General features: G+C 47.1%; 28 protein-coding genes. 6 read left to right on the plus strand and 22 right to left on the minus strand.

The window, feature by feature from the left end:
* Positions 1 to 112: 112 nt before the first annotated feature.
* The 5 genes from ndoA to acpS all read right to left on the minus strand — a co-directional run bounded on the left by ndoA (position 113) and on the right by acpS (position 3,693).
* Positions 113 to 463, minus strand: a complete 351-nt coding sequence (gene ndoA / locus ABK447_RS18270) for a type II toxin-antitoxin system endoribonuclease NdoA (protein WP_003156187.1) — start codon at positions 461 to 463, stop codon at positions 113 to 115.
* Between the two features lie 5 nt (positions 464 to 468).
* The gene (endB, locus tag ABK447_RS18275; protein WP_003156188.1) at positions 469 to 750 is read right to left on the minus strand and encodes a type II toxin-antitoxin system antitoxin EndoAI; all 282 of its coding nucleotides are present in this window, start codon (positions 748 to 750) and stop codon (positions 469 to 471) included.
* Positions 751 to 869: 119 nt separating this feature from the next.
* Positions 870 to 2,039, minus strand: a complete 1,170-nt coding sequence (gene alr, locus ABK447_RS18280; RefSeq protein WP_033575046.1) for an alanine racemase — start codon at positions 2,037 to 2,039, stop codon at positions 870 to 872.
* Positions 2,040 to 2,155: 116 nt separating this feature from the next.
* Positions 2,156 to 3,163, minus strand: a complete 1,008-nt coding sequence (locus tag ABK447_RS18285) for an outer membrane lipoprotein carrier protein LolA (RefSeq protein WP_007410230.1) — start codon at positions 3,161 to 3,163, stop codon at positions 2,156 to 2,158.
* A gap of 164 nt (positions 3,164 to 3,327) precedes the next feature.
* Complete coding sequence (acpS, locus tag ABK447_RS18290; RefSeq protein ID WP_007410229.1) at positions 3,328 to 3,693, minus strand: holo-ACP synthase; 366 nt, start codon at positions 3,691 to 3,693, stop codon at positions 3,328 to 3,330.
* Between the two features lie 92 nt (positions 3,694 to 3,785).
* Here acpS and ABK447_RS18295 point away from each other — a divergent pair, with 92 nt between their 5' ends.
* Positions 3,786 to 4,385, plus strand: a complete 600-nt coding sequence (locus tag ABK447_RS18295) for a rhomboid family intramembrane serine protease (RefSeq protein WP_003156193.1) — start codon at positions 3,786 to 3,788, stop codon at positions 4,383 to 4,385.
* On the opposite strand, the gene ABK447_RS18300 is transcribed toward ABK447_RS18295, so the two are convergent.
* The 5 genes from ABK447_RS18300 to ABK447_RS18320 form a co-directional block, all read right to left on the minus strand.
* Entirely contained in the window at positions 4,382 to 5,848 is a 1,467-nt protein-coding gene (locus tag ABK447_RS18300; RefSeq protein ID WP_033575047.1) for a PH domain-containing protein, read from the minus strand. The two genes, ABK447_RS18295 and ABK447_RS18300, sit on opposite strands and share 4 nt — an antisense overlap.
* Positions 5,838 to 6,317 (minus strand): PH domain-containing protein, encoded by a 480-nt coding sequence (locus ABK447_RS18305; protein ID WP_003156195.1) that lies wholly within the window; start codon positions 6,315 to 6,317, stop codon positions 5,838 to 5,840. Before ABK447_RS18305 ends, ABK447_RS18300 begins: the two co-directional genes overlap by 11 nt.
* Before the next feature lie 116 nt (positions 6,318 to 6,433).
* The gene (gene cshA, locus ABK447_RS18310) at positions 6,434 to 7,918 is read right to left on the minus strand and encodes an ATP-dependent RNA helicase CshA (protein WP_014416963.1); all 1,485 of its coding nucleotides are present in this window, start codon (positions 7,916 to 7,918) and stop codon (positions 6,434 to 6,436) included.
* Positions 7,919 to 8,248: 330 nt separating this feature from the next.
* The gene (murF, locus tag ABK447_RS18315) at positions 8,249 to 9,619 is read right to left on the minus strand and encodes a UDP-N-acetylmuramoyl-tripeptide--D-alanyl-D-alanine ligase (protein WP_094031520.1); all 1,371 of its coding nucleotides are present in this window, start codon (positions 9,617 to 9,619) and stop codon (positions 8,249 to 8,251) included.
* 76 nt (positions 9,620 to 9,695) lie between these two features.
* Positions 9,696 to 10,781 (minus strand): D-alanine--D-alanine ligase, encoded by a 1,086-nt coding sequence (locus ABK447_RS18320; RefSeq protein WP_003156199.1) that lies wholly within the window; start codon positions 10,779 to 10,781, stop codon positions 9,696 to 9,698.
* Positions 10,782 to 10,934: 153 nt separating this feature from the next.
* Between ABK447_RS18320 and ABK447_RS18325 the strand changes: the two genes are divergently transcribed.
* Positions 10,935 to 11,252 (plus strand): thioredoxin family protein, encoded by a 318-nt coding sequence (locus ABK447_RS18325; protein WP_003156200.1) that lies wholly within the window; start codon positions 10,935 to 10,937, stop codon positions 11,250 to 11,252.
* Here ABK447_RS18325 and ABK447_RS18330 read toward each other — a convergent pair.
* Complete coding sequence (locus tag ABK447_RS18330; RefSeq protein ID WP_100001218.1) at positions 11,249 to 12,142, minus strand: cation diffusion facilitator family transporter; 894 nt, start codon at positions 12,140 to 12,142, stop codon at positions 11,249 to 11,251. The two genes, ABK447_RS18325 and ABK447_RS18330, sit on opposite strands and share 4 nt — an antisense overlap.
* Before the next feature lie 213 nt (positions 12,143 to 12,355).
* Between ABK447_RS18330 and ABK447_RS18335 the strand changes: the two genes are divergently transcribed.
* The gene (locus tag ABK447_RS18335) at positions 12,356 to 12,535 is read left to right on the plus strand and encodes a Fur-regulated basic protein FbpA (RefSeq protein WP_003156203.1); all 180 of its coding nucleotides are present in this window, start codon (positions 12,356 to 12,358) and stop codon (positions 12,533 to 12,535) included.
* Entirely contained in the window at positions 12,522 to 12,668 is a 147-nt protein-coding gene (gene fbpB, locus ABK447_RS18340) for a Fur-regulated basic protein FbpB (protein WP_003156206.1), read from the plus strand. The genes ABK447_RS18335 and fbpB overlap by 14 nt, the downstream gene beginning before the upstream one ends.
* Positions 12,669 to 12,693: 25 nt before the next feature.
* On the opposite strand, the gene ABK447_RS18345 is transcribed toward fbpB, so the two are convergent.
* The 8 genes from ABK447_RS18345 to ABK447_RS18380 all read right to left on the minus strand — a co-directional run bounded on the left by ABK447_RS18345 (position 12,694) and on the right by ABK447_RS18380 (position 21,041).
* On the minus strand, positions 12,694 to 13,839 hold the full coding sequence (locus tag ABK447_RS18345; RefSeq protein WP_094031517.1) for an acyl-CoA dehydrogenase family protein: 1,146 nt from the start codon (positions 13,837 to 13,839) through the stop codon (positions 12,694 to 12,696).
* Positions 13,840 to 13,954: 115 nt separating this feature from the next.
* Positions 13,955 to 14,290 (minus strand): hypothetical protein, encoded by a 336-nt coding sequence (locus tag ABK447_RS18350; RefSeq protein WP_007410218.1) that lies wholly within the window; start codon positions 14,288 to 14,290, stop codon positions 13,955 to 13,957.
* A gap of 94 nt (positions 14,291 to 14,384) precedes the next feature.
* Entirely contained in the window at positions 14,385 to 15,152 is a 768-nt protein-coding gene (locus ABK447_RS18355) for an ABC transporter permease (protein WP_007410217.1), read from the minus strand.
* Positions 15,145 to 16,071 (minus strand): ABC transporter ATP-binding protein, encoded by a 927-nt coding sequence (locus ABK447_RS18360; RefSeq protein ID WP_094031516.1) that lies wholly within the window; start codon positions 16,069 to 16,071, stop codon positions 15,145 to 15,147. The genes ABK447_RS18355 and ABK447_RS18360 overlap by 8 nt, the downstream gene beginning before the upstream one ends.
* A 101-nt stretch (positions 16,072 to 16,172) precedes the next feature.
* The gene (locus ABK447_RS18365; protein WP_072588808.1) at positions 16,173 to 17,222 is read right to left on the minus strand and encodes an AI-2E family transporter; all 1,050 of its coding nucleotides are present in this window, start codon (positions 17,220 to 17,222) and stop codon (positions 16,173 to 16,175) included.
* A 185-nt stretch (positions 17,223 to 17,407) separates the two neighbouring features.
* A complete protein-coding gene (dctP, locus tag ABK447_RS18370) occupies positions 17,408 to 18,664 on the minus strand; it encodes a C4-dicarboxylate transporter DctP (protein ID WP_012116859.1) in 1,257 nt (418 codons plus the stop codon).
* Between the two features lie 108 nt (positions 18,665 to 18,772).
* Complete coding sequence (locus ABK447_RS18375; protein WP_003156219.1) at positions 18,773 to 19,444, minus strand: response regulator; 672 nt, start codon at positions 19,442 to 19,444, stop codon at positions 18,773 to 18,775.
* A complete protein-coding gene (locus ABK447_RS18380) occupies positions 19,419 to 21,041 on the minus strand; it encodes a sensor histidine kinase (protein ID WP_015416863.1) in 1,623 nt (540 codons plus the stop codon). The genes ABK447_RS18375 and ABK447_RS18380 overlap by 26 nt, the downstream gene beginning before the upstream one ends.
* 80 nt (positions 21,042 to 21,121) lie before the next feature.
* Between ABK447_RS18380 and ABK447_RS18385 the strand changes: the two genes are divergently transcribed.
* The gene (locus ABK447_RS18385) at positions 21,122 to 22,174 is read left to right on the plus strand and encodes a TRAP transporter substrate-binding protein (RefSeq protein WP_094031515.1); all 1,053 of its coding nucleotides are present in this window, start codon (positions 21,122 to 21,124) and stop codon (positions 22,172 to 22,174) included.
* A gap of 85 nt (positions 22,175 to 22,259) precedes the next feature.
* Positions 22,260 to 23,081, plus strand: a complete 822-nt coding sequence (locus ABK447_RS18390) for a manganese catalase family protein (protein ID WP_012116856.1) — start codon at positions 22,260 to 22,262, stop codon at positions 23,079 to 23,081.
* Positions 23,082 to 23,117: 36 nt separating this feature from the next.
* Here ABK447_RS18390 and ABK447_RS18395 read toward each other — a convergent pair whose 3' ends face one another.
* The 3 genes from ABK447_RS18395 to gsiB all read right to left on the minus strand — a co-directional run bounded on the left by ABK447_RS18395 (position 23,118) and on the right by gsiB (position 24,317).
* Entirely contained in the window at positions 23,118 to 23,477 is a 360-nt protein-coding gene (locus ABK447_RS18395) for a DUF4937 domain-containing protein (RefSeq protein WP_221664182.1), read from the minus strand.
* Positions 23,452 to 23,811, minus strand: a complete 360-nt coding sequence (locus ABK447_RS18400; RefSeq protein WP_015416860.1) for a cupin domain-containing protein — start codon at positions 23,809 to 23,811, stop codon at positions 23,452 to 23,454. The genes ABK447_RS18395 and ABK447_RS18400 overlap by 26 nt, the downstream gene beginning before the upstream one ends.
* Positions 23,812 to 23,945: 134 nt before the next feature.
* A complete protein-coding gene (gene gsiB, locus ABK447_RS18405; RefSeq protein ID WP_012116853.1) occupies positions 23,946 to 24,317 on the minus strand; it encodes a glucose starvation-inducible protein GsiB in 372 nt (123 codons plus the stop codon).
* Between the last annotated feature and the right edge of the window lie 17 nt (positions 24,318 to 24,334).

Raw genomic sequence — 24,334 nt, forward strand, 5'->3', positions numbered from 1 at the left:
TCACTGACCTCCCGACACAAAACAACAAAGTTTGTTTGATTATCTCTTTATTATAGCGCTTATGTTTTTCGAAAACAAAAAAAGTTGCTCTTTATGAGCAACCAAAATATGACTAAAAATCAATGAGTGCCAAACTGATTTGCAAGGCTTCATCAACCTTATCCATCATTTCATCATCCAGATGAGTTATTTTATCCGTTAATCTTTGCTTGTCAATCGTCCGAATTTGCTCCAGCAAAATAACGGAATCTCTTTCAAAACCGTAGCGTTTTGCATCAATTTCGACGTGGGTTGGTAATTTCGCTTTCTGTATTTGGGCTGTTATGGCTGCAACAATAGCAGTCGGGCTAAAGCGATTTCCGATATCATTCTGGATCACTAAAACCGGGCGTACGCCGCCTTGCTCTGAGCCAACAACAGGAGATAAATCAGCAAAATAAACATCGCCGCGCTTTACAATCAAAATGATTATCCTCCGCTGACTAAGCGCTCAACGGTCGTTTCTGCTTCGCACTCAGCATAGTGAGCCTCAGAAGAGATATTCAAGTTGATTTTCGCCATTTCCATATACCCGCGTCTCATCAAATCACGGTTATGGCGAGTTGTCCGTTCGCTGACATACGCTCTCACTGCTTGTGATATCAGTTCGTTTCTGCTTCGTTTCTCCCGCATCGCTACACCATCCAATTCAGCTACTAAGTTTTCGGGCAAGCTGATTTTCATTTCGGTTCTTGCGCTGGATTCAGACAAAAAACATACACCTCCACCAAACTTACGGATACGACCAATTCATCCATCCAGACATAATGATACCATTATTCAAACGTCAAGCAAAGCTGTTTTATAAATTCTCTTTTTCCGGATGACGGCTACTTGTTTGTATTATCTTGCAGTAAAGGATTTCTTACTTCCATTATACTCTCATTTTCCAAAAACATACGGGGAACGCGGGAACTAATGGTACAAGGGACCTCGTAATTAATCGTCCCAAGCCGCCCGGCGATTTCATCCATCGTGATCGTTTCTTCCTTCTGGCTGCCGATCAGGGTGACTTTGGTGCCCGGCGGATAAGATTGATCTAATTCGACCATCAATTGATCCATGCAGATTCTTCCTGCGATATTCATCCGTTTGCCGCCGATCAGCACAGACGTGCCGCTCAGCTTGCGGAGCCACCCGTCTGCATAGCCGATGGGAACCGTTCCGATCCATTGATCCTTCTCTGCCGTATATGTTGCGCCGTAGCTGACGCTTTCCCCTTTGCGGATCTTTTTCACATGGGATAAAACAGAGTGCAGCGCAAAAGCCGGCTTTAATTGAAACGGAATTTCGCTTTGGATGTCAGCAGAAGGACGAAGCCCGTACATACTGATGCCGAAACGAACCGCGTTAAAGAAGCCCTTTTTAAGACGAAGTCCGGCAGCGCTGTTCGCGCAGTGCACCATCAATTCTTTTAAAGGGAGCGGAGCGATCAATGTTTTAAAGCGGTCAAACTGGAAGAGGAAATAATCTCTGTTTTTCTCATCCGCGGTAGCAAAGTGGGTGAATACGCCTTTACAGACTAAACCGGGATTTTGGCTGAGGATTTTTAACACGCTTTGGATTTCTTCCTCCGTTTTGACTCCGAGTCTGTTCATGCCGGTGTCGACTTTCAGATGAAACGGCACTGTTTCACTTCCGAGGTGGCGCGCAGCTTCCTGAAGCCATTCAACAGAATACCCCGTGAGTGTTACGTCATACTCGGCAGCTGCTTGTACATATTCGGGCGGCACGGCGCCAAGCACGAGAATCGGCGCTGTAATGCCCCGCTTTCTCAATGAAATCGCTTCATCCAGTATGGCTACGGCAAGACAAGAGGCACCCGCTTCAAGCGCGGCTTTCCCAACTTCCAAATCTCCGTGGCCGTAAGCGTTCGCCTTTACAACCGCCATGAGATGGACGTTTTGCCCGATGTGTTTTTTCATATGCGTGACATTTTCTTTAATCGCGGACAGGTTGATTTCCGCCCACGTTTCTCTGTAAAAGGATGCTGTGTTCATTCGATACACTTCCTAGCATTATTTTCAATTCATATTGTTATTATCATACTAAAATTATTCTGCAAAGTGAAATGGAATCAAAAAAGAGACCGACAGCAGCGGCCTCTTTTTTGACGTTATTTTGACGACTGTCCCTGCATGCTTTTGGCGGCGGCCACCATTTCATCTTTTGTAAGATCCTGTGATGACAGAAGATAATCCACTCCGTCATATGTCCACGTTAAAGACGTATCAGATAATGCCGCAACCGTGAAGCCGAGATTAACCGGTTCGCCTTTCAGCGTGACGGCAGAGGCGGCTTTTGCGATATGGGCTTTTTCTTGAATAAGGGTGAATGATTTTTCTCCGCCGTAAGTCATGACGATCCGTTTGCCGTCCGCCGTTGAAATATCTTTCTCTTCAAGCTTTTTGACGCCGGCCGGCACTTGAAGCGGTGTTTTGACCGCAAATGAATCAGACGGCTTGGCGCTTGTGGCGACGTCCATCTGAGAAAGCGTCATATTTTTCTTCTCGTCAAAAGAGTCTTTATCGAACGGCTTGTTGAATTCAAAGCTTTTGAATTCGACTTTTACCATCACTTTCCGGTCTGTATCCATGACTTTGACGAGCGACGGGCTCATGTCCTTTTTGTTGAAAGTGATTTCCTGAGTCGGCAGCATTTTGTTGTGCTGATAGTTTGTTTTTGTTTCAAACGTGTACTTTTTATCTTTGGCGGAATAGACGGCGTCTTTGTCATGCTGCACGTCCTTTACAAGTGACTCAAACAAATATACTTGGCTGCTGTTATTCGGCCAGTCGCTTTGGAATCTGAAGCTCTTATTTAACGACGGCGTGAGGACAAAGACTCCGTTGGCGTTCCGTAAAATGACTTGGTTTTGGTCTTTTTTCGGATTTTCCAAATAGACCCGGTACAGGGAAGGCTTTTTATGCCAGATTTCCACATTGTATACTTGCGGATCACTCCCCGTTTCAATGGTCATTTTGGCTTTCGCTTTGTACGAGGTGTATTCTTTCGCCTTCTTATCTAAACCGTTCACGATATCTTCCTGTGATTTTTGGCCGCAGGCCGAAAGAATAAGGACGGCAAGCAGTCCCGTTAAAAGCAAAACAAAGCTTTTTCTCACCTTTTTTCAACCCCTTCTTCTCAATTGATGTAAAGGGAAGAAATCGCTTGTTTGACTTTAACGGTACGCCCTGAACGGACGGACGCGTACCATAAAAGCCTCAAACAACTTGTCTCCCTTAATGCACTATCAAATATATGAAGGGGTTCCGGCTAATATGCAGACTAGCGTGACAACCTTTCAATCACGACCTGTGCCGCGGCGTATTCTTTTGTATGGGTAATGGAGACGTGAACCGCCGCGCCGTCAAGCTTGGCGCAGGCCAGCACAGGCTTTCCCGCTTTGTCGTTTCCGGTTTCAATATCCTGAAAGCTGAGCTCTTTGCCGATACCTGTGCCGTATGCTTTCGAAAAGGCTTCTTTTGCCGCAAATCTTCCCGCGAGAAATTCAATTTTCCTTTTGTCCGACAGCAATGTAAAACGGGCGTATTCAGCCTCCGTCAATATTCTTTGCGGAAATCTCGCCTGCCGGCTGAGCATGTTTTCAATTCTGTGCAGTTCAACGATGTCGATTCCGATTCCGAAAATCATGTGAATTCCTCCTAAAAGTCCGTACTAAAAAACGGTTTATGTCATAAACGTGTTACTATATATGTAACAAATCAGATGCAAAGGGGCTTGCGATGTTTATACGAACGGAAAATTTCCAGACTTTTATCAGACGTTATCCGGCCGTCAGCTGTATCTTGGCGCTGCAGGCGTTCTTGTGGCTGTTTTTCAGTATGCCGCTTCATTCCGTCATGATGTGGTCAGATGCTGTGACCGGCTATAATTACGGCGTTTCCTCGGGAGAATGGTGGCGGCTGGTGACACCGATGTTTTTACACGCGAATTTCACTCACCTTTTGTTTAACTCCATGTCTCTCTTTTTATTCGCGCCCCCGCTTGAGCAGATGCTCGGAAAAGTCCGTTTTCTGATTGTGTACATCGCATCGGGCATCATCGGCAATATCGGCACGTATCTTGCCGAACCGCTTGATTATGTGCATGTCGGCGCATCCGGCGCGATCTTCGGACTTTTCGGCGTGTATGTGTTTTTGACTGTTTTCCGCAAGGAGCTGATCGGCCGGGATCAGTCGAAAATGATTATGACCCTGCTTATCATCGCGGTGCTGTCGACGTTTATCAACTCTAATATTAACATTATGGCGCATTTGTTCGGACTGGCAGGCGGATTTTTGCTTTCCTTTTTATGCGTGCAGCAAAAAAAGCGGCGGTATTAACCGTCCGCTTTTTCATATGAATACCAGCGCCCGATGCGTTCGGCATCTTCCTCGCTGACATCCTTCAGCATGACATGCTCCATGTGGTGAGCTGATTTCACTGCGGTAGCCACAGATGCGAGCCGCCTTCTTTTTTGCAGAAAGGAGCGGCTGACTTCAAACATCTGCATTCTTCTTCTCAGCATAATCGTGGTCGTCTTCCCGACCAGCCTCGTGGTAATCTGAAGCCTGCCGCCGTTTATGCACCATGACGCTGTCCTAAACGAGGCATATCCAAGCACCAGTTCGACGGGAAGCACAAGGAGCGATGCATATCCCCACGGCTTAAACAGAATACAAAGCGGGATGATCACGAAAACCGAGAAGATTATGGATCGGAATAAATACCGGCGCAGCGCCCTTTTCGGCAAATGATTCCGGTTTTCTTCCAGCACGTAATCCGGTGTGAAACCGTTCAGCATCACTCCGAGCTTTGATTTGCGGATGATCGGAAACAGAATCGTCTGTGCTCCTTCTTTCTCATTCCCCGCACTGCCTGCGCTGACAATCGCCACCGTCGCGTATCCTAATAATTGCCTGATCACATTTTCTTTCATTTTAATGGCTTGGATTTTACGGAGCGGGATTGTCACTTGATGTTTTTCAATAATTCCTCTGGTAATGACCAATTCGTGTTCCTTTTTTTCTATTTTAAAGTTGGCATGCTTGATCATCATACCGGCGATGCTTAACAGCCAGGCGATGAACAATCCTATGAAAATGATCACGGCGTATATACCGATGCTCGCATGCTTGAGAAAAGAAAACCTGTCATAGAGCCAGTCCATCGGAAGTACTTCATCAATCTGAGAAAAGAGGGCGAATACCGCTGAGATGATGACACCGATTCCCCCGGATGTTGAGGCGGCCATAAGCAGCTCACCTACAGACAATCGGTAAACGGATTGCACATCTTCCCCGCGCATCGGCTCCTGCTCCGCTGCGGTCTCCCCTCGTTCTTCTTGTTCCGCTTTTTGCTGAAAAACAGCCGCTCTGATCCGTTCCGCCTCTTCCACAGTAATGGCGGATAAGACGGCCTCGGCGTTTTTCCCGTCGCCGGCCGTTTCGATTTGAAGCTTAACAAGCTTAAAAAGCTGCTGAATGATGCCGGCACTCGTATTCATTGATTGAATCCGGTCAATGGAGATGTATCTCTTTTTCGTAAAAAACAAGCCTTCTTCAATTCTGAATTCTCCGTCCTCAATCCGGTATGTGAATTTTCTCCACTCGATCACACTAGCCGTAACCAGCCAGATAAGCAGGACGGCGAGCGCAATGCCTCCGTAGAAGCGGATGAAGTGGTTGGAGTTTACAATATAGACGAGAAAAAATGGCAGAATAATGTTTTTAATAGTTTCGATAATAGTATGGAATAAGTTCAAAATCACGGCCGCCGGGTGCAGACGTTTCGGCTCAGACATCATCTTCCGTCACCCTTGCCAGACGGGAAATGGAATCCCTCAGCCGGTCAGCTTCCTCCATATCAAGCGCCGGAATGGAATGAACGGTTGCCGCCGTGGAGATTTTGACTGAGGCCAGACGGTACCTTCTGAGGAGCGGGCCTTGTGAAGTATCTACGTGCTGCACCCTCACCATCGGCACAATGACCCGTTTGACAATAAAAATGCCGGATTGAATATCAATTTCATTTTCATGGACTTCATAGCGCCAGATCCTGTGCCTGATTTTCGGTATGGCATAGACGGATATCACTGAACCGATGACCCAAATGATGCCGAGGACTCCGGTGATCCAATACGGCCAATGGAAGAAATGGCTTAAAACAGCTGCTGCTATAACGGCCAGAAGACAGAAGGCGGACAGGATGATTTCCTGAAGACGCCAGACTTTTAAGCCGCTTGGACTGATTCGATTTTTTGGCTGTGCTCTCAACATACCTACCTCCCATTTTTTATCATACATACAAATACGGCTGATTTGCAAAAAAGATTCACTTTCCGGCATATCAAAAAAAAGCGGACCCCGTAAAAGGGTCCGCTTCCTGTGTTTTAGTATGATTTTTTCTGGCGTCTGTCACCTGAAGAACGGCGGTCGCTTGAGCGTTTTTTATCGTAGGAAGAACGGTTGTTGTTTTTCCCTTTGCCGCCGCGGTAGCCGCCGCCTTGGCCGTCTCTGCGCTTAGAAGTACGCTGGTTTTTATAGCGTTTGCTGACCATCGGCGCTTCATCAGTGAGGCGTACAGGCGTGCTGTCCGGCTCTTTTGTCGCCATTTTAATGGCTGCAGCCACAACTGTCACTGCATCATGATCTTCTAACAATTCCGCAGCTGCCGTCATGTAGAAGTTCAGGTTGTTTTCGCTGATCGCCGTGCGCAGACGGTCAACCGTCACCTGCTGCTGTCCTTCTAATGCTTCGTCAAGCGTCGGCTCTTTCATGCGGTCCATTTTGCGTTTTGTCGTTTGTTCAATCGCGCGAAGCATGCTTTTCTCACGCGGTGTGATAAACGTCATCGCCATACCCGTTTTTCCTGCACGGCCCGTTCTTCCGATACGGTGAACGTAGCTTTCAGGATCTTGAGGCACGTCAAAGTTGTAAACGTGGGTAACGCCTGAGATATCAAGTCCGCGGGCGGCAACGTCAGTCGCTACAAGCACTTCGATCGCACCTTCTTTAAATTTACGAAGCGCAACCATACGTTTCGCCTGCGTTAAGTCGCCGTGAATTCCTTCAGCTGCATATCCGCGAAGGTTCAGGGCTTCAGCAAGCTCATCGACACGGCGTTTCGTACGTCCGAATACGATCGCAAGTTCCGGAGACTGAATGTCAAGAAGACGAGTCAGCGTATCGAATTTTTTGCGCTCCTGCACTTCCAAGTAGAACTGCTGAATGTTGGACACAGTCATTTCTTTCGCTTTTACTTTTACGTGTTCCGGCTCAGTCATGAAACGCTCTGCGATCCGTTTGATCGGCGCAGGCATTGTTGCTGAGAATAAGAGCGTTTGGTGGTCGCTCGGCACGTTTGAGAGAATGGATTCAATGTCATCAATGAATCCCATATTCAGCATTTCATCAGCCTCATCCATGACAACCGTATTCACGTTGTTTAAACGGATCGTGCGGCGGTTGATATGGTCAAGAAGACGCCCCGGCGTACCTACGATGATATGCGGGTTTTTCTTCAATGCGCGGATCTGACGTCCGATATCCTGGCCGCCGTAAATAGGCAGTACTTTCGCACGCTTATCTTGTCCGATTTTATATAACTCTTCAGATACTTGAATGGCTAATTCACGGGTTGGCGCGATTACGATTGCTTGAATATTAGGAGACTCGGGGTTCATTTTTTCAACAAGGGGTATACCGAACGCAGCTGTTTTACCTGTACCTGTTTGCGCTTGTCCGATGACATCTTTATTTAAAAGTCCGAGCGGAATCGTTTGTGCCTGGATCGGTGTTGCTTCTTCAAATCCCATACGATTGATTGATTTCATGAGATCAGAACTTAATTGGAAATCTTGAAACGTTATAGTCAAATTATTCAAACTCCTTCTGATTGCTGTTTCAGTAATGTCGTGATTTACCACTAAAAACCGCCCTTTCATCCAAAGGACAGGATCATACGTATACAAAGCCCGAATTACTTTACGTTTAATCTTACCATTACACTATGTGTTTTTCAATAAGGCGAGATGGTCAGGCGGCCGGAAGCGGCCTGACCGGATTCTTCCCGCGAACGAGGCCGGACCCCGCGCCGGACGGGATTTCCCAGCCGGCGGTCTTTCTTTTTCATACGGACAGAATTATTTCACCCTGAATTAGTTTCTTCATTTTTGTATATTTTTATAATGCTGATCAGTATTTTTTCAGTTCTTCTCTAATAAATCTTTAACGATTTCTTCGAGCTTCATACCTCTCGATGCTTTAAACAGAAGGAGATCGCCGGAAGCGGCCATTTCCTGTATGGCGTGAAGCAGTTCTTTTTTTTCAAGATAATGGCTGACGCGCCCTTCTTCAAAATGCCGGCGCGCTCCGTCAGCGATGAATGCGCCGAGTGTGCCGTAAGTAAATACATGGTCGATTTCCGCCGGATTGACCGCAGCTCCGCATTCTTCGTGGAATGCTTTTTCTTCATCACCAAGTTCAAGCATATCACCGAGCACGAGCATTTTCTTCCGATAGCCTTTCATCGTTTCGATTAATTCGACCGCCGCTTTCATTGACGTCGGGCTCGCATTATACGCGTCGTTTACGATCGAGATGCCGTTGTCCGTTTTGACCAGTTCCAATCTCATCCCCGTCACCTTCAGGCGGCTCAGTCCCAGAGCAGCATTTTCCGGCGTAATGCCGAAATAGATGCCGGCGGCGTATGCAGCCATGGCATTCATCACATTATGTCTGCCGAGAACCGGAATAAAGAAAGAACGGTCGATCCCGTCGATATTGAAGTACGTGCCTTCTTCCGCTTGTTTTATTTCTTTCAGGCGGAGATCATTGTCCGCGCCTGCGCCGTATGTCGTTGTCCGGCAAGTGTACGTCTTTTGGCGGAGCAGCGGCTCATCCCCGAAATAAAACAGAACGCCGTCTTCCCGAAGTCCGTTTATAATTTCAAGTTTCGCCTCCGCAATTCCTTCTCTTGAGCCTAAATCCTGCATATGGGATTCGCCGATATTGGTAATGACGGCCGCTTCCGGTTCAGCAAGACGGCTCAGAAAATCAATTTCGCCCCTCGCGCTCATTCCCATTTCTAAAACGGCGATTTCTGTATCTTCAGGCATGGCAAGCACAGTCAGCGGCAGGCCGATATGATTGTTGAAATTGCCGGCGGTTTTGTGAACGCGGTACTGCGTGCCGAGAACGGCGTGAAGCATGTCTTTCGTTGTCGTTTTTCCATTGCTCCCGGTCACCCCGATAACCCTTGTGCCGAGCTCTTTCAAATAAGCTTTTGCCAATGTTTGCAGCGCCTCCAGCGTGTCATCGACCAGGATGACAGCACGCTCTTCCGGCGGATTCGGTTCAGAGCGGTCCCACAATACCGCGGAAACGCCTTTTTCGAATGCTTGCGGCACAAAGGTGTGGCCGTTAAAATGCTCGCCTTTTAAAGGAATGAACAGCTGATTTTTTTCCAAAGTCCGCGTATCGGTTGCGGCGCCCTCAATCATTGTTTGTTCAAATTCGGGATTTGTCAGTGTGCCTTTGACCATGTCTGCGATTCGTTTTACAGTTCGCTTTATCAAAGGTGGCACCTCGCTTTCTGAAAATGTTGTCTGTTACGGGAAAAGACACTGCCCCTTCAGGCAGTGTCCGTCTTCATTAAAATGTATGTTTAATCAGCTGTTTTTCGGCATGGCGTTCTTTTGCCAGCTCAACCAGCTGTTCGATCAGATCACTGTAATCTACACCTGCTTCTTTCCAAAGCAGCGGGAACATGCTGAATGGCGTAAAGCCCGGCATTGTGTTCACTTCGTTAATGAGCACTTGACCGTCATTGGTCAGGAAGAAATCGGCGCGGACAAGGCCTGATCCGTCAATCGCTTTGAAGGCTTTAATCGCCATTTCGCTGATTTCCGCATATTGTTCATCCGTCACTTGCGCGGGAATCATTAAATCCGTGTCGCCGTCTTCATATTTCGCTTTGTAATCGTAAAAGTCGGTTTTCGGCGCGATTTCACCGACGGCGGAGCATTTCGGTTCGTCATTTCCGAGTACGCCGATTTCGATTTCTCTGCCGGCGATTCCTTCTTCCACCACAATTTTCCGGTCATACTCAAAAGCCAGTTCGAAGGCTTTTTCAAGCTCTTCACGGTTTCGGCATTTGCTGATTCCGACGCTTGATCCGAGGTTCGCCGGTTTGACGAAGCACGGATATCCCAGCTCCTCTTCAACCTGCTGTAAGCAGCTGTCCGGCGTCTGTTTCCAGTCCTTTTTTAAGAAAGCGGCGTACTTCGCCTGCGGAAGCCCCGCTTGAGCGAACAAATGCTTCATGATGACTTTATCCATGCCGGCTGATGATGCAAGCACCCCGTTGCCGACATAAGGAACGTTCAGCAATTCCAGCAGACCCTGAATGGTGCCGTCTTCACCGTTCGGTCCGTGGAGAAGCGGAAATACGACATCGATCGGCGCCTTTTCGTCAGGCGACGCTTCAGGAAACATTTCCCGGTTCAATGCTGATAGAGCGAAACTTTCACCGTTTTGTTCCAGCTGAAGCATTTTCACGTTGGAAACCGGCTCAGTCAGCAGCGGGCCTCTTTGCCATTCTCCTTTTTCAGTGATGTAAATCGGATGTATATCAAACTTCTCAGTATTAAGCGCTTTTGTTACAGCTAATGCTGTCTGCAGCGATACATTGTGTTCGGCTGACTTTCCGCCGTACACCAATCCTAGACTTGTTTTCAATGGATATTCCCCCCACAACAATTCATCTTTACTATCTTATCACTTTCCTCAGAAAATGATCTAATTATTTTTGGGCATTCTGAATATGAAAGCATTTGTATGTAATTCCTTTTTATTTTATATTAAAATGGCATGGAAAAGGAGATGTGTCATATGAAAAAAATCAGTACAACAGAACAATTTAATGAACTTATTCAATCCGACAAGGAAATCATCGTGAAATTTTTCGCTGACTGGTGCCCTGACTGCACGCGCATGAATATGTTCATCGGCGATATTTTGGAAGAATATAATCAAAATGATTGGTATGAACTGAACAGAGACGAGCTCCCTGAGCTTGCCGACAAATATCAGGTAATGGGCATACCGAGCCTTCTGATCTTTAAAAACGGTGAAAAGAAAGCGCATCTTCACAGCGCAAACGCGAAAACGCCCGAAGAAGTCACAGAGTTTTTATCACAGCATATTTAATTCGTTTCACGATCTTTGTTTATGACTTCAGGCTCTACATGAACATGGACATGAGTCACATCATGTTCATGTTTTATTGTATACTCGACTTCATCGGCTACTTCATGGCCTTCTTTCACAGACAGCCCCGGATCTACCGTAATGACCATTTCCACATGAACCGTGCTCCCTAAATACCTTGCTTTCACATCCTTCAGCCTGCTGACCTCTTTTATTTCTTTCACCGTGTGTTTATACGGCTCCAAATCTTTCAGATCAAACCCGTCCGTCAATGAGTGGGAAGCATCTTTGAAGATGTCCCATGCCGTCTTACAGATGATGATTCCGATCAGAAAAGCAATGACCGGATCAATCCACGGCAGATGAAGCCGGGCCGTTAAGACGCCTATAAACGCCCCAATACTGACATAGGCGTCAGAACGGCTGTCTTTCGCCGCCGCATGAAGCGCAGCACTTTTAACCCGATCTGCAAGACGGCTGTTATATACATACATGCCGTACATTACAATCGCGCTTCCGAGCGCCGTCCATGCCGCAATGAAGCTCGGCTCGGCCTCCGTTCCGCTGACAATCGCCTTTGCCCCTCCGATCAGCACTTCAAAACCAACCGCCATCATAATAAAAGACGCAATTAATGAAGAAATTGTTTCAGCCCGATAATGTCCGTAGGCATGATCACTGTCCGCGGGGCGCTGGGAAATCCGGAGCCCGATCAGCACAGCCAGTGATGCGACAATATCCGTGGCATTATTTAACCCGTCCGCTCTGAGCGCTTCGGAATGATAAATAAGACCGATCACCAGTTTGACGGCGGCAAGGATGAGGTACGCGCCGATATTAAGAATCGCGCCTTTCTCGCCCCGTTTTAAGTTTGCCGTTTGATCATTCATGTAAGGAGTCCTCCATTCTCATTCATAGTATGGATGGAAAAGCGGAAAAATAGCAGCTTTGATCTGAGCGAATGCAATATTCGACAGCATTATTCCCCGGGAAACTTTTTGTCGAAAAATTGGCGGTATTTTTCCTTTACATATGAATATGCCCATTGTATACTTTCATTAACTGATAATGATTCTCAATATCATTTGATTAGGAGGGTAATCATGAGGTCTTCTCCTCAGCTCAGATCATCAGTTGAAGGACGAAAAAAACATCTGATCCATTTGCTGATCAATAACGGAATATACAAAAAGTCGGAACGGCATTTATATGAATTATCGCTCGGAGAATTAGAAAGCGAATACAAATATGTAAGGAAGGTGCGGGCTCATGGCGAAACGTAAAATAAAAACATACGAACAGCTGATAAAAGAAAACAAGGCGGCCATTATGAATAATCAAAAGCTGATGAATGTGATCTATGACAGAATTGACCGCAAGCATCAAAAACTGCTCCGGCACAACAGCCATACATAAAAAGAGCCTTTTTCAGGCTCTTTTTTTATTGCTCAAAGGCTTCCGCCGCTAATTTGCCGATGACCGCATCGTCCATCGGCGGATTGTGAAGGCCGGCCCGGGCATCCCGATAATACCGCTGAAGCGGATTATTTCGCTCCAGGCTTTTTGCGCCGGTGATTCTCATTGCTTTATCAACAACAGAAAGGACGGCATTTGTCACAATATGTTTTGCGATGCCGAGCTCGCTTTTGATGAAAGGGCGGCGTTTCGGGTCATCATACATTTGCGCCGCCGTGAAGAGAAACTGTCTCGCTTTTAACAATTCAAGCTCCATTTCCCCGACACGCTGCTGAACGGCCGGCACGTCTTTAATCGGTCCGTTCAGGCTGTTCGGCGAATATTCGGATGCAAACCGGACGGCATAGTCCCTTGCCGCTTGAGCGATGCCCAGATAAGCAGCCGGAATGTGAAGCAGCCAGCCATTCACTTTCGCCGCTCTCGGCCCGCTGATAAGCTCCACAAGCCGCTCGTCACTGACCGTGACATGATCTAAAAGGAGATCATGGCTTCCGGTCGCCTTCATGGCAATCATATCCCATGTTTCTTCGACTGAAACGCCTGACTGATCTTTATGAATGAGAAAAACACCGGTCGTTTGTTTTTCTTCAATCCATGCCGTCACAAGCATATAATCCAAAGTCAGTGAAAGGGTTGTAAAGGTTTTTCGGCCGTTCAGCACCCATTTTCCGTCTTTTTTGACAGCGGAGGTGCCGGGTCTTCCTCCCCTCGTCGGACTGCCGGTCTGCCGTTCCGTCGCTGCCCTGTTCAGGACAGCTCCATTTTTCACCTCTTCTGTGATAAATGAAAAGACATCTTCATCCCAGCTGTTTCCTTCTCCGAGCTCACCCATGACGGATAAATGCCAGCCGATTCCGAGAGCAACGGCCGCGTCTCCCCGCGCCAGCCGTTCCTGAAACAGCACCATATCATAAACGGAAATGCCTGCACCGCCGAATACCTCAGGTACCGTTAACGCCGTATATCCCGCGTCGCGCAGTCTTTGAATTTTCTCCGCAGGAAAACGGCCCGCCTCATCATCAAGCGCGGCTGTTTTTTGAAATTCGTCTGCAAGCAGGCCGATTTTTTCCATCCATTCCCTCTGCCGTTCATTCTGTATCCATAAAGACACTGGAATCCCCCCATTATAATTCCGATAAAGTTAATAAGTATTATAGAGATTCAAGTCTCGTTTCGCAACTGTGAGGCTGTACAAAAAAAACACGCTATTCCATGGAATAGCGCGTTCAGACTGCTTCCGGGCCGCGGTCCTGCTTAAGCCCAAGATAAATCAGCATATATGTGAGATAACCCATCGTCATCACAAGCCCGCCAAAGAAAAAGCTAGAAAAAATCGGCTCTTCAAACGCGGTAACTGCCGCAAGCACGATCCAGCTTGCATACAGGTAGATGATGAAATAACGGAATCCCGACTTCATTTTATATAAGAGAAACAGCCCCACTGTAGAAAACAAACCCAGCGCAAGCCTGAAATAAACAAGATGTTCGAATTGGAACATGAATGACACAAAGGAAAAACCAAGCAATAACACAATCGGTAATGCGGTAATAAAATTTCTCAAGTGAGCACCTCCGTCATTACCTTTATTATAAATCAAAATAGCATAAATTATTGATTTATCGTGATCTTTTTCACAAAAATGTCATTCCTTTACTTTATACCCGAACATCGCGTTTGCAAAAGCTCCACCAAGCGACGGCTAAGAAGAATACAATATGGATAATGATAATGCCTGCGGAAAATAACGGCGTCATTCCCGCAAACAGCGGTTTCGCCCCGCTCATATATTGCGTCAGGTCAGTATTTGCGAACAGCAGAAAACTTCCCCATTTGTTTTGGAAGAGCGACATAATCGTCACGAGTGATTTTGCGCCATACAGCACGATAAATGACAAAATGACGGCCGTTGCGCTGTTTCGGAATACAGAAGAACACAGCAAGCCAAAGCATGCCATCGCAAACGCCTCGACCCAGTTCGTGCCGATTACTTTCAGGGTGTTCATAAGAAGCGTCCCTGATTCAGATGTCACCGACACGCCGAAGAAAGCCATGCCGAACAGCAGAGACAGAATATAGTACGCCGCATACAGGTACAAGCTGACCAAAAATACGGTAATGAGTTTAGATACAAAAATCCGCTCCCGCTTTACCGGGCGGATTAACAAAAATTTGATCGTTTTCTTATCAAATTCAGCGGAAATGATCGTTGCCGCGATCACGATCGTTAATGCCTCAAGCAGAATATTCAGCCCGGGCGCGTACGCCATATAGCCGATGAAATTCTCATCCGTTCCGGAACTGATGACAAGCCGTTTAATGACAAGCGCCATAATAAATTGGAGAACGGCCATCAGAATCAGCGCCACTAATGAGACTTTTCGGTTAAAGAGTTTCATATGCTCATTCGCTGTCAATTTAAACATTCGTCTCCCCCTCCTCTTGAAGCGCCGTCGTCACTTTCATGAATTCATCCTCCAGCGATTCCGCATACGGCATGATGGAATACACGAGAAAGTCTTGTCCGACGAGCGCACGGTTTAATGCCGGGATGTTCTTCTTCGCTACGGTGACGGTAATGCCCCCGCCGTTTTTCTCCGGAGCAAATTGCTGTTGGGACAGCCATTCGAATGCTTCGTCAGCCGGCTGAATGTCGAGGACGGCTTTTTCTTCTTTTTCCTCAGCGCCGCGCAGAACAACCTCTGTTTTGATCTCACCTTTTTGAATGATGATAACACGGTCGCAAAGGTCCTCCACTTCACGCAATAAATGCGTCGCAAAAAGGATGCTCGTCCCTTCAAGCTCCGCGAGTTCCTTTAAGTGATCGCGGAAATCCTTCATTCCGCCGGGATCAAGCCCGTTTGTCGGTTCATCTAAAATGAGCAGATTCGGACGGTGAAGAATGGCCTGCGCAATTCCGAGACGCTGACGCATGCCAAGGGAATACGTTTTAACTTTGTCATGAACGGCATTGGTGAGCCCGACCCGCTCGATGACTTCCTGAAGCCTCTCCTCTTTGATGTTTTTGTGCATGTTGGCAAAGTGCTTCAGATTTTCCCACCCCGTCAGGTACGGGTAGAATTCAGGATTTTCCACGATCGCTCCGACGGATTCAAGCGCTTTTTCGAAATCAGCATCGTGCTGAAAGCCGTTAATTGTAATCGTGCCGCTGTTTTTCTTTAAAAGACCGACGATGATTCGGATAAGTGTGGTTTTTCCCGACCCGTTCGGACCGAGCAAACCGATGATCTCGCCCTGCCTGACATCCATGCTGATGTTTTTTAAAATGTGCTTTTTGCCTATTGTTTTGTCAAGGCCTTCAATATGTAAAATCGGCTCAGTCATACAGCCTTCCTCCTTTTTCACAAAAAATAAACAGTGCCCGTACATAGGCACTGTCTGCATTATAACATTAGTCATATATTCGTGAAGAGCCGGAGCCGGCGTTATGTCTTATCCGGGACCGGCCCGTTTTTTTCCTTCTCTTCATTATTGACGACATCCAGAATATCGAGCAGGAACACAAAAATCGGAATTCCGATAATCAAGCCCCAAATGCCGAAGAAATGTTCCGAGAAAATCAGAACTGTAAAGGTAAAAAAGATCGGCAGTTCCGTTTTCGCTGACATCAATTTCGGATTAAGGAAGTACGTCTCAATCGCATGGATGACGAAAATGACCAGCACGATGTAGATGACATACGCAGCGCCGCCCGTCGTATACGCGATGATGCTGAGCGGAATGAGCGAAATCACCACACCCGCAACGGGAATGAGCCCGAGGAAAAAGACCATGATTGACAGGCCGAACAACTGCGGAAAATGCAGAATCGCCAATGCGATCAAGGTGAGGATACAGTTCACCAGCGCGATAATAAATTGGGCTTCAAGCACTTTGCCGAATGTTCTCGCAAACTTGCTGCCGAAATAAGCAAGTTCGCAGTAAAAAACAGACAGCTTGCTGTGCTGAAATTTTTTCATAAACTCCGTGAGCCGCTTTTTCTCGAACAGGAAAAACATGCTGAGAATCAGTGACATCACGACCTGCAAACCGAAAGTGCTGATATCGGCCAAGTATGTATACAGTACATTAAAACCTTCTTTTACATAGGAACCGATATTGATATCGCCGAACACGCTCGATATCTCATCATAAAACGGAATGACATCGGGATGATACGCGATGTGCTTGATCTGCTTAATCAGCTGTTCAATCTGCTTGGCAACAATCGGGTAAAAGACAAAGCCTCCGACAGTCGCCCCGACAGCCAGCGCAATATATAAAACGGTGATGACCACCCTCTGGCTGATCCGGAAAAAATGGTTCAACACGTGCCGGATGACAGTCTCCAGCCGATCCATCAGAAAAGTAAAAATAAACGTAAGCAAAATCAAATTAATCATACTTCGGAATACAACTAACACCCCAGTCAAAACAAGAAAAACGGAAAAACGTCTGACACCCGGATGCTGAAAAAATTTAAAAATAGCCGCCATTTATACACTCCTGCTAGGACAAAAAGCCCTTAGATTTCATCTTTCACTCTCTAATTGTAAATTATATAACAAAATGACGCTAAGGTCTTTGTCCACCTCCTAATAAATTTAAACAAATTTATCTTTTTTACTCATGGCGGCCGAAAAAAAGAACGGCATGCCCGATGCATGCCGTTCCTTTCCTTTTATACTGCCGTTTTCATTTCTTTAACGGCCTGTGTGCTTTTCGCTTCGTCAAACTCATTTTCGCTCTTGGCTACGATGATGGTGGCGATTCCGTTTCCGATCAGGTTGACGATCGCCCTTCCTTCACTCATAAAGCGGTCAACGCCGAGGAGCAGCGCCAGCCCCTCCAGCGGAATAACCTGAAGCGCCGATAAAGTGGAGGCGAGCACGATAAATCCGCTTCCGGTTACGCCCGCCGCGCCTTTTGATGTCAGCATCAGCACGAGAATGATCGTAACCTGCTGGCCGATGGTAAGGTCAACGCCGAACACCTGCGCCAGAAAAACCGTCGCCATGGACAGATAAATCGAGGTGCCGTCCAGGTTAAAAGAATATCCCGTCGGAATGACAAGGCCGACAACCGATTTGGAACAGCCGTAGCGCTCCATTTTATCCATCATCCGCGGAAGGACGGACTCAGAAGAGCTTGTGCCGAGAACGATGAGCAGTTCATCTTTAATAAAACGGAGATAGTTCCACAAGCTGAAACCGAATAGTTTGCAAATGATATTCAAAGCGACAAATACAAACAGGAACATCGTAACGTATACAGACAGCATCAGACTCGCCAGCGGCTTGATGGAATCAAGGCCGAAGTGCCCGATCGTATAGGCCATGGCCCCGAATGCGCCGATCGGCGCCGCGCGCATGATGTAGCCGATGATTTTGAAAAAAACGTGCGACAGTTTATCGAAGAAATCAATAATGCTTTTGCCTCTTTCACCGAGCGCCGCCAGGCCGACACCGAATAAAACAGAAAAGAATAAGACCTGAAGAATGTCGCCTTTTGCGAAAGCGTCAACCATATTTGACGGAACGATGTGAGTGATAAATTCAATCCAGTCAATCCCCTGTCCCCCGTTTTGCGTGTACTGAGAGACATCCCCTTTTTCAAGCTTGCTGTAATCAAGCCCCTCACCGGGTTTCATGATATTGACGACCAGAAGTCCGATAATAAGGGCGATGGTGGTCACGACTTCAAAATAAATAAATGCTTTTCCCCCGACTTTGCCGACTTTTTTCATGTCTCCCATCTTGGCGATGCCAAGCACGATCGTCAGGAATATGATCGGTGCGATAATCATTTTTACCGCATTGATAAATGTATCACCGAGCGGCTTCATCTGCTTCCCGGCCTCAGGCCATACGAGTCCGACAATGACGCCGATGATCACCGCCGTGATGACCTGCACCGTAAGATTTTTGAAAATTTTCATCCCTACTCCCCCTTGCCTCTCGCTGCGTCTATACAAAAATGATAGCGTTTTCAAACAAAGAGGGGAAGCTTATGATCATAACGGACATTTTGGTCTTTTTGGTCTCGGCTAGCGGACGAATTTGTAGCGGTTAACCGGCCGGCCCACTCCCCCGTATTGAATGTCGAGCTTAATCTGGCCGTCTTTTTCAAGAAAATCAAGATAACGCCGCGCTGTCACCCTGGCGATTCCGAGCGCTTTGGCGGCTTCTTCAGCTGAAAGCGGCTCCGTCTGCTGTTTCATATAGGTCAAAATTTCATTCATCGTAAAATGATTTAACCCCTTCGGCAGATCCCGGGACGGATTTTGCGGAATTTTAAGCAGCATGTCAAGCTGCTCTTGCGACATGGTGTCATGCTCTTCAATTTTCCGTTTATATTGTTTATAGTTTTCGAGCGCCTGTCTCATCCGCTCCAGCTTAAACGGCTTCAAAATATAGTCGGCCGCACCGTTTTGCAGCATAAGCTGGATTGTTTCTTTGTCTTTTGCGGCCGAGACGATGATGACGTCCACTTCGAGCTTTTGTTTTCTGATTTCCTGGAGTGTTTTAATTCCGTCTTTTTTCGGCATGTATACGTCTAATACCACGAGCCCGGGCCTCAGATCTTTTATAAGCCTGATTCCCTCGTCTCCGTCAGCTGCTGTGGCGATGACGCTGAACCCCGAAACACCGGTGATAAATTCTTTATTCACCTCCTGCACCATCGGATCATCTTCAATAAGCAGCACCTTGATGTCCATCGAATGATTCCTCCCCCTTCATCGGAAATAAAATAGAAAATGCCGTTCCCTGTCCCTGCCGTGTGTCGACTTCAATAATGCCCATCCCTTTGTCGACGATTTGTTTGACGAGGTACAAGCCGTATCCCGTTCCTCCCGTTTTATTGACGGTAAACCCTTTGTCATAAAGGTGCGGGATGTGCTGATCGGAAATCCCGCTTCCGTTGTCTTCTATTAATATAGCAAGCACTTCATCATTTTGCTCGATACTGATGTCAATATGTTTGTCCTCCGTATCCGCTGTTTCGAATGCGCCGAACGCATTTTCAATTAAATTGCCGAGCAGGACGACGATGTCATGCTGGTCGACATGCTCCGGAAATGCCGAGAAACTGCTGTTTTCATCAATTTTCACAGAAATGCCAAGCTCTTTTCCTCTTTTGATTTTGCTTAACAGCAGTCCCGCCGCAGCGTCATTCTGAATGGCCTGATGAAGAAAATCGGTGACGCTTTCTTGTTCTGATGATTCCTTAAAAGCAAGCTGGAGCGCTTTTTCTGATTTTCCGAGCTGAATCAGTCCCGCGATGGTGTGAAGCTTGTTCATATGTTCATGATTTTGAACTCTGAGCGCATCGACAAAATTTTTCACGCCGGTCAGTTCTTCCGCCATTTTCGCCGCTTCCGTCCTGTCCTGAAAAATGGCGACGGCTCCGATGACCTTCTTTTTCATCACGATCGGAATTCTGCTGCTCATGATCACCTTTCCGCTGACTTGGATTTCTTCATTATATACCGCTCGGTTCCGCTCGACGATTTCAGGGAGGCGGGAATCTTTTAACACGTCCCAGATCAGCCTGCCGTCTGTCTCTTGTCTGACATTGAATATCTGCTTCGCTTTTTCATTAAAAATAGTGATGTGATGCTGATTATCGATCGCGATGACGCCCTCATTCATTGAATGAAACGTAGCGGTCCGTTCCTCATACATTCTCACGATCTCATGGGGCTCCAGCCAAAACATTTGTTTTTTGATGTGGCGGGCCAGCAAAAAGGAGCCGGCCAGTCCGAACCCGAGCGCCAGCAGAACGATAAACAGTATTTCATGTTTCAGCTGAAGAAGAATTTCACCGAATCCGGGCAGCGTTTTACCGGCCAGAACGACGCCGATCTGATTCAAATCCCGGTCTTTGATGGGATAAAAAGCGCGGACGGCGGTGCCGATTTCTCCCTTTGCTTCGGAAAAATAAATGTGCTCGGCGAACGCCGCGGCTTCGTCCTCACCCCTTGAACGCTTTCCGATCATTGTGCTGACGGGATGTGAATAGCGGATATGATCCATATCCATGACGACGATGTAATCCGCTTCATTGATGATCCTTATTTCTTCGACCGCATGGCGCACGTCTTCCCTTTGTTTTTTCTGCTCCAGGGCGCGTTTGACATCGGTCATCTCAGATACCGTCCGCGCGGTATTCATCAGCCGTTTTTTCAGCTCGCGCTCCTCTGTATGCTGAATATTGCCGATCAGCACGATGCCGACGATCAAAAAAGTAAAAAGCACGACGATATACGAAAGTATGGTGATTTTCCAGCGGATGGTGAGCTTTTTTTTCGTCATTGGCCTCTTCCTTTCCGTCTCTTTACGAAAACGGCCCGCCCGATTATGCTTGTTATAGAAAATGGCGGAGGGGGTTTTCGATGAAAAGCTTGCTGACTTGTCTCAGCCTGATGGTACTCGGTATCGGAACCGCTTTATTCATCGGCTTTCATGATCGTTTCTCAACGGAAGAACCGTATTATGATGACGAACAGGAAGGCCTGAAAGATCAAATCGTTTTCAAATTCAGCCATGTCGTTGCTGAAAACACGCCAAAAGGGCGGGCGGCGAATAAGTTTGCCGACCTTGTCTATCAAAAGTCCGGCGGCACCATTAAAGTAGAGGTGTTTCCAAACGGGAGCCTCTATTCAGATAATGAAGAAATAAACGCCCTCCAAAACGGGGACGTGCAATTCATCGCTCCCTCCACCTCAAAGCTCGGATCACTGTCTCCCGAATGGGGTGTTTTGGATCTGCCGTACGCGTTTACAAACTATAAAGCCGTGCAAGAAGGCCTCAACGGCAAAATCGGCACACGCCTGTTCGCTTCATTAGAAAAGCATCATTTGAAAGGTCTGGCGTACTGGACGAACGGGTTTAAGCAGCTTACGTCAAATAAAGGACCGATCTTCACTCCGGACGATTTGAAAGGACAGGCGCTCAGGATCATGCCGAGCAGCGTGATCGAAGACCAATACCGTCTGCTCGGCGCGCGCCCGCGGCAGGATTCCTTTAATTCCACGTTTCAGCTATTGGAAAGCAATCTCGTAGACGGAGAAGAAAATACGATTTCAAATATCTATTCTAAAAAATTTTATAATGTTCAAGATTATTTGACAATCAGCAATCACGGGTACCTCGGTTATGCCGTGATGACCGACGAGCATTTCTGGAATTCGCAGACAGAAAAAACGAGAGCCATCTTAACGGAGGCGATGAGAGAAACGACGGAATGGAACGAAGCCTCCGCTGAGAAAATGAATAAAGACCAGCTTGAAGAGATAAAGAAGAATTCATCCATTCATATTCATGTGCTGAGCAAAGCGGAAAAGAACACATGGATGAAACGCCTCGACCCGATTTACGGACAATATGAACAGGTAATCGGCCGCGGGCTTGTGCAGGATTTGTTATCCTTGCGCCGCGAGCCTTAGCAGGACCAATACGCCCATCTCCGTTTCATCCCTTTTCCCGCCGGGGAAGTAAATAGGGACAGAGCAAAAAAAAGGAGATGGAGACATGTTTACACATACGAAAAAACTGCAGCATCCGGCTAAACCGGATCGTCCTGACCCGCTGTTCGCCAAAAAGATGCAGGAAATTTTAGGGGGACAATACGGGGAAATATCCGTCGCCATGCAATATTTGTTCCAAGGATGGAATACACGGGGCAATGAAAAATATAAGGATCTTCTGATGGATACCGCGACGGAAGAAATCGGCCATGTCGAAATGATCGCGACGATGATTGCGAGACTGTTAGAAGACGCCCCGCTGGCAGAGCAGGAAAAAGCGGCTGATGATCCGGTCATCGGGTCCATTTTAGGCGGCATGAATCCGCATCATGCGATCGTCTCAGGACTCGGCGCAATGCCGGAGAGCAGCACGGGCGTTCCGTGGAGCGCAGGCTATATCGTCGCAAGCGGAAACCTTCTGGCAGACTTCCGCGCCAATCTGAACGCCGAATCACAAGGAAGGCTTCAAGTCGCACGCCTGTATGAAATGACCGATGATAAAGGCGTGAAAGATATGCTCAGCTTTTTATTGGCCCGCGATACCATGCATCAAAACCAATGGCTTGCGGCCATTAAAGAATTAGAAGAACAGGAAGGTCCGATCGTTCCTTCCACATTCCCGAAGGCGCTGGAAAAACAGTCATTCTCCCATAAGCTTATTCATTTCTCAGATGGCGGAGAAAGCGCTGAACAAAATTGGCTGAAGGAAACAGCGCCGGACGGAGAACCATTCGAATACGAAAAGGAACCGAAAGCGCACGGCGAAATAGCTAAGCTGGATCCCGTCCCGCCGTATGTCCACAACACGCTTCCCGGACGCGAGTAAAGACACAAGCCCAAAACAAACTGTTTTGGGCTTTCATTATGCCTTCAGAACCGTCCAGTCCGGTTCGTATCGGATGTCAGGGTGATGTAACAGCTCGTGAATGACATGTTCATCCTCTTCATACACCATCACTTCTATTGAAAGAATCGCAGCCTTCTGCTCGTTTTCTTCGTATATTCGGTCATGTTCGTTCTCCATAAAATCATCATAGGCCTGTCTGTTCTCCCAAACGCTGATAATCTCTGCGATGAACAGGCCGTCTGCGTTTTTCCGCCACCCGCCGGCCTGTTTGACGAAGCCATTTACACATGATAATGCTCCCCACCTTGACTGTGCTTGCGCAAATGCTTCAGCGTTTGCAGCGTCTGTTTCACATACAATCTTTTTGATCAGCATGACGTTCCTCTGTGATGACTGTTTTCGCACGCGTATGCTCAACACACAGATTCACGGTTCTGACGTAAGAGCGGGTGCGGTGAATCGTGCCTTTCGGGATGAGCAGGCTGTCATTTGCTTTGAGCACTGCGGTTTCTTTGTCCTTAAAATCGATCAGCAGCTCACCTTCCAGAACGATGAACCATTCATCTGAGTCAGGGTGATGGTGCCAGTCATATTCTCCCGTAAACACTGCGAGGCGCACACAGTGGTCATTGATCTCCGCGATTGAAAAATTGTCGTGTTTTTCTTTGACTTTATTGGCGATAGCGAGCAAATTCAGCATGTCAGACACGAGTGAAAAACCCCTTTTTCATTTTATTGTATCTCAACGGCGGCTCAGATCAAGATTTTCCCAAAATAAAAAGCGATCCAGCTGATGCGCCGGATCGCTTTTGATCTGCAGGTTGTCTGCCTTTTATGCTTTTATTAGCTGCTTCGTCTGTTTCCGCCTTTTTGGCCGATTTCCTTATAAAAATCTTTGTCATGATTTTTACTTGTGGCTTCTCCGCCTTTTTGGCCGATTTCTTGATAGAATTCCTTGTCATGGTTATTGCTAGTGGCTTCTCCGCCTTTTTCACCGATTTCCTGATAGAATTCTTTGTCGTGATTTTTGCTAGTGGCTTCTCCGCCTTTTTCACCGATTTCCTGATAGAATTCTTTGTCGTGATTTTTGCTAGTGGCTTCTCCGCCTTTTTGACCAATTTCCTGATAGAATTCTTTGTCATGGTTATTGCTTGTCGCTTCTCCGCCTTTTTTACCTGCTTCTTCTCTGCTCATTTTGTTATTATCTTGTGCCATTTTTGAATTCCTCCTTT

Origin of the sequence: Bacillus sp. hwrm1, assembly GCF_040207805.1 — a bacterium.
In the GTDB taxonomy this organism is placed as follows: domain Bacteria; phylum Bacillota; class Bacilli; order Bacillales; family Bacillaceae; genus Bacillus; species Bacillus velezensis.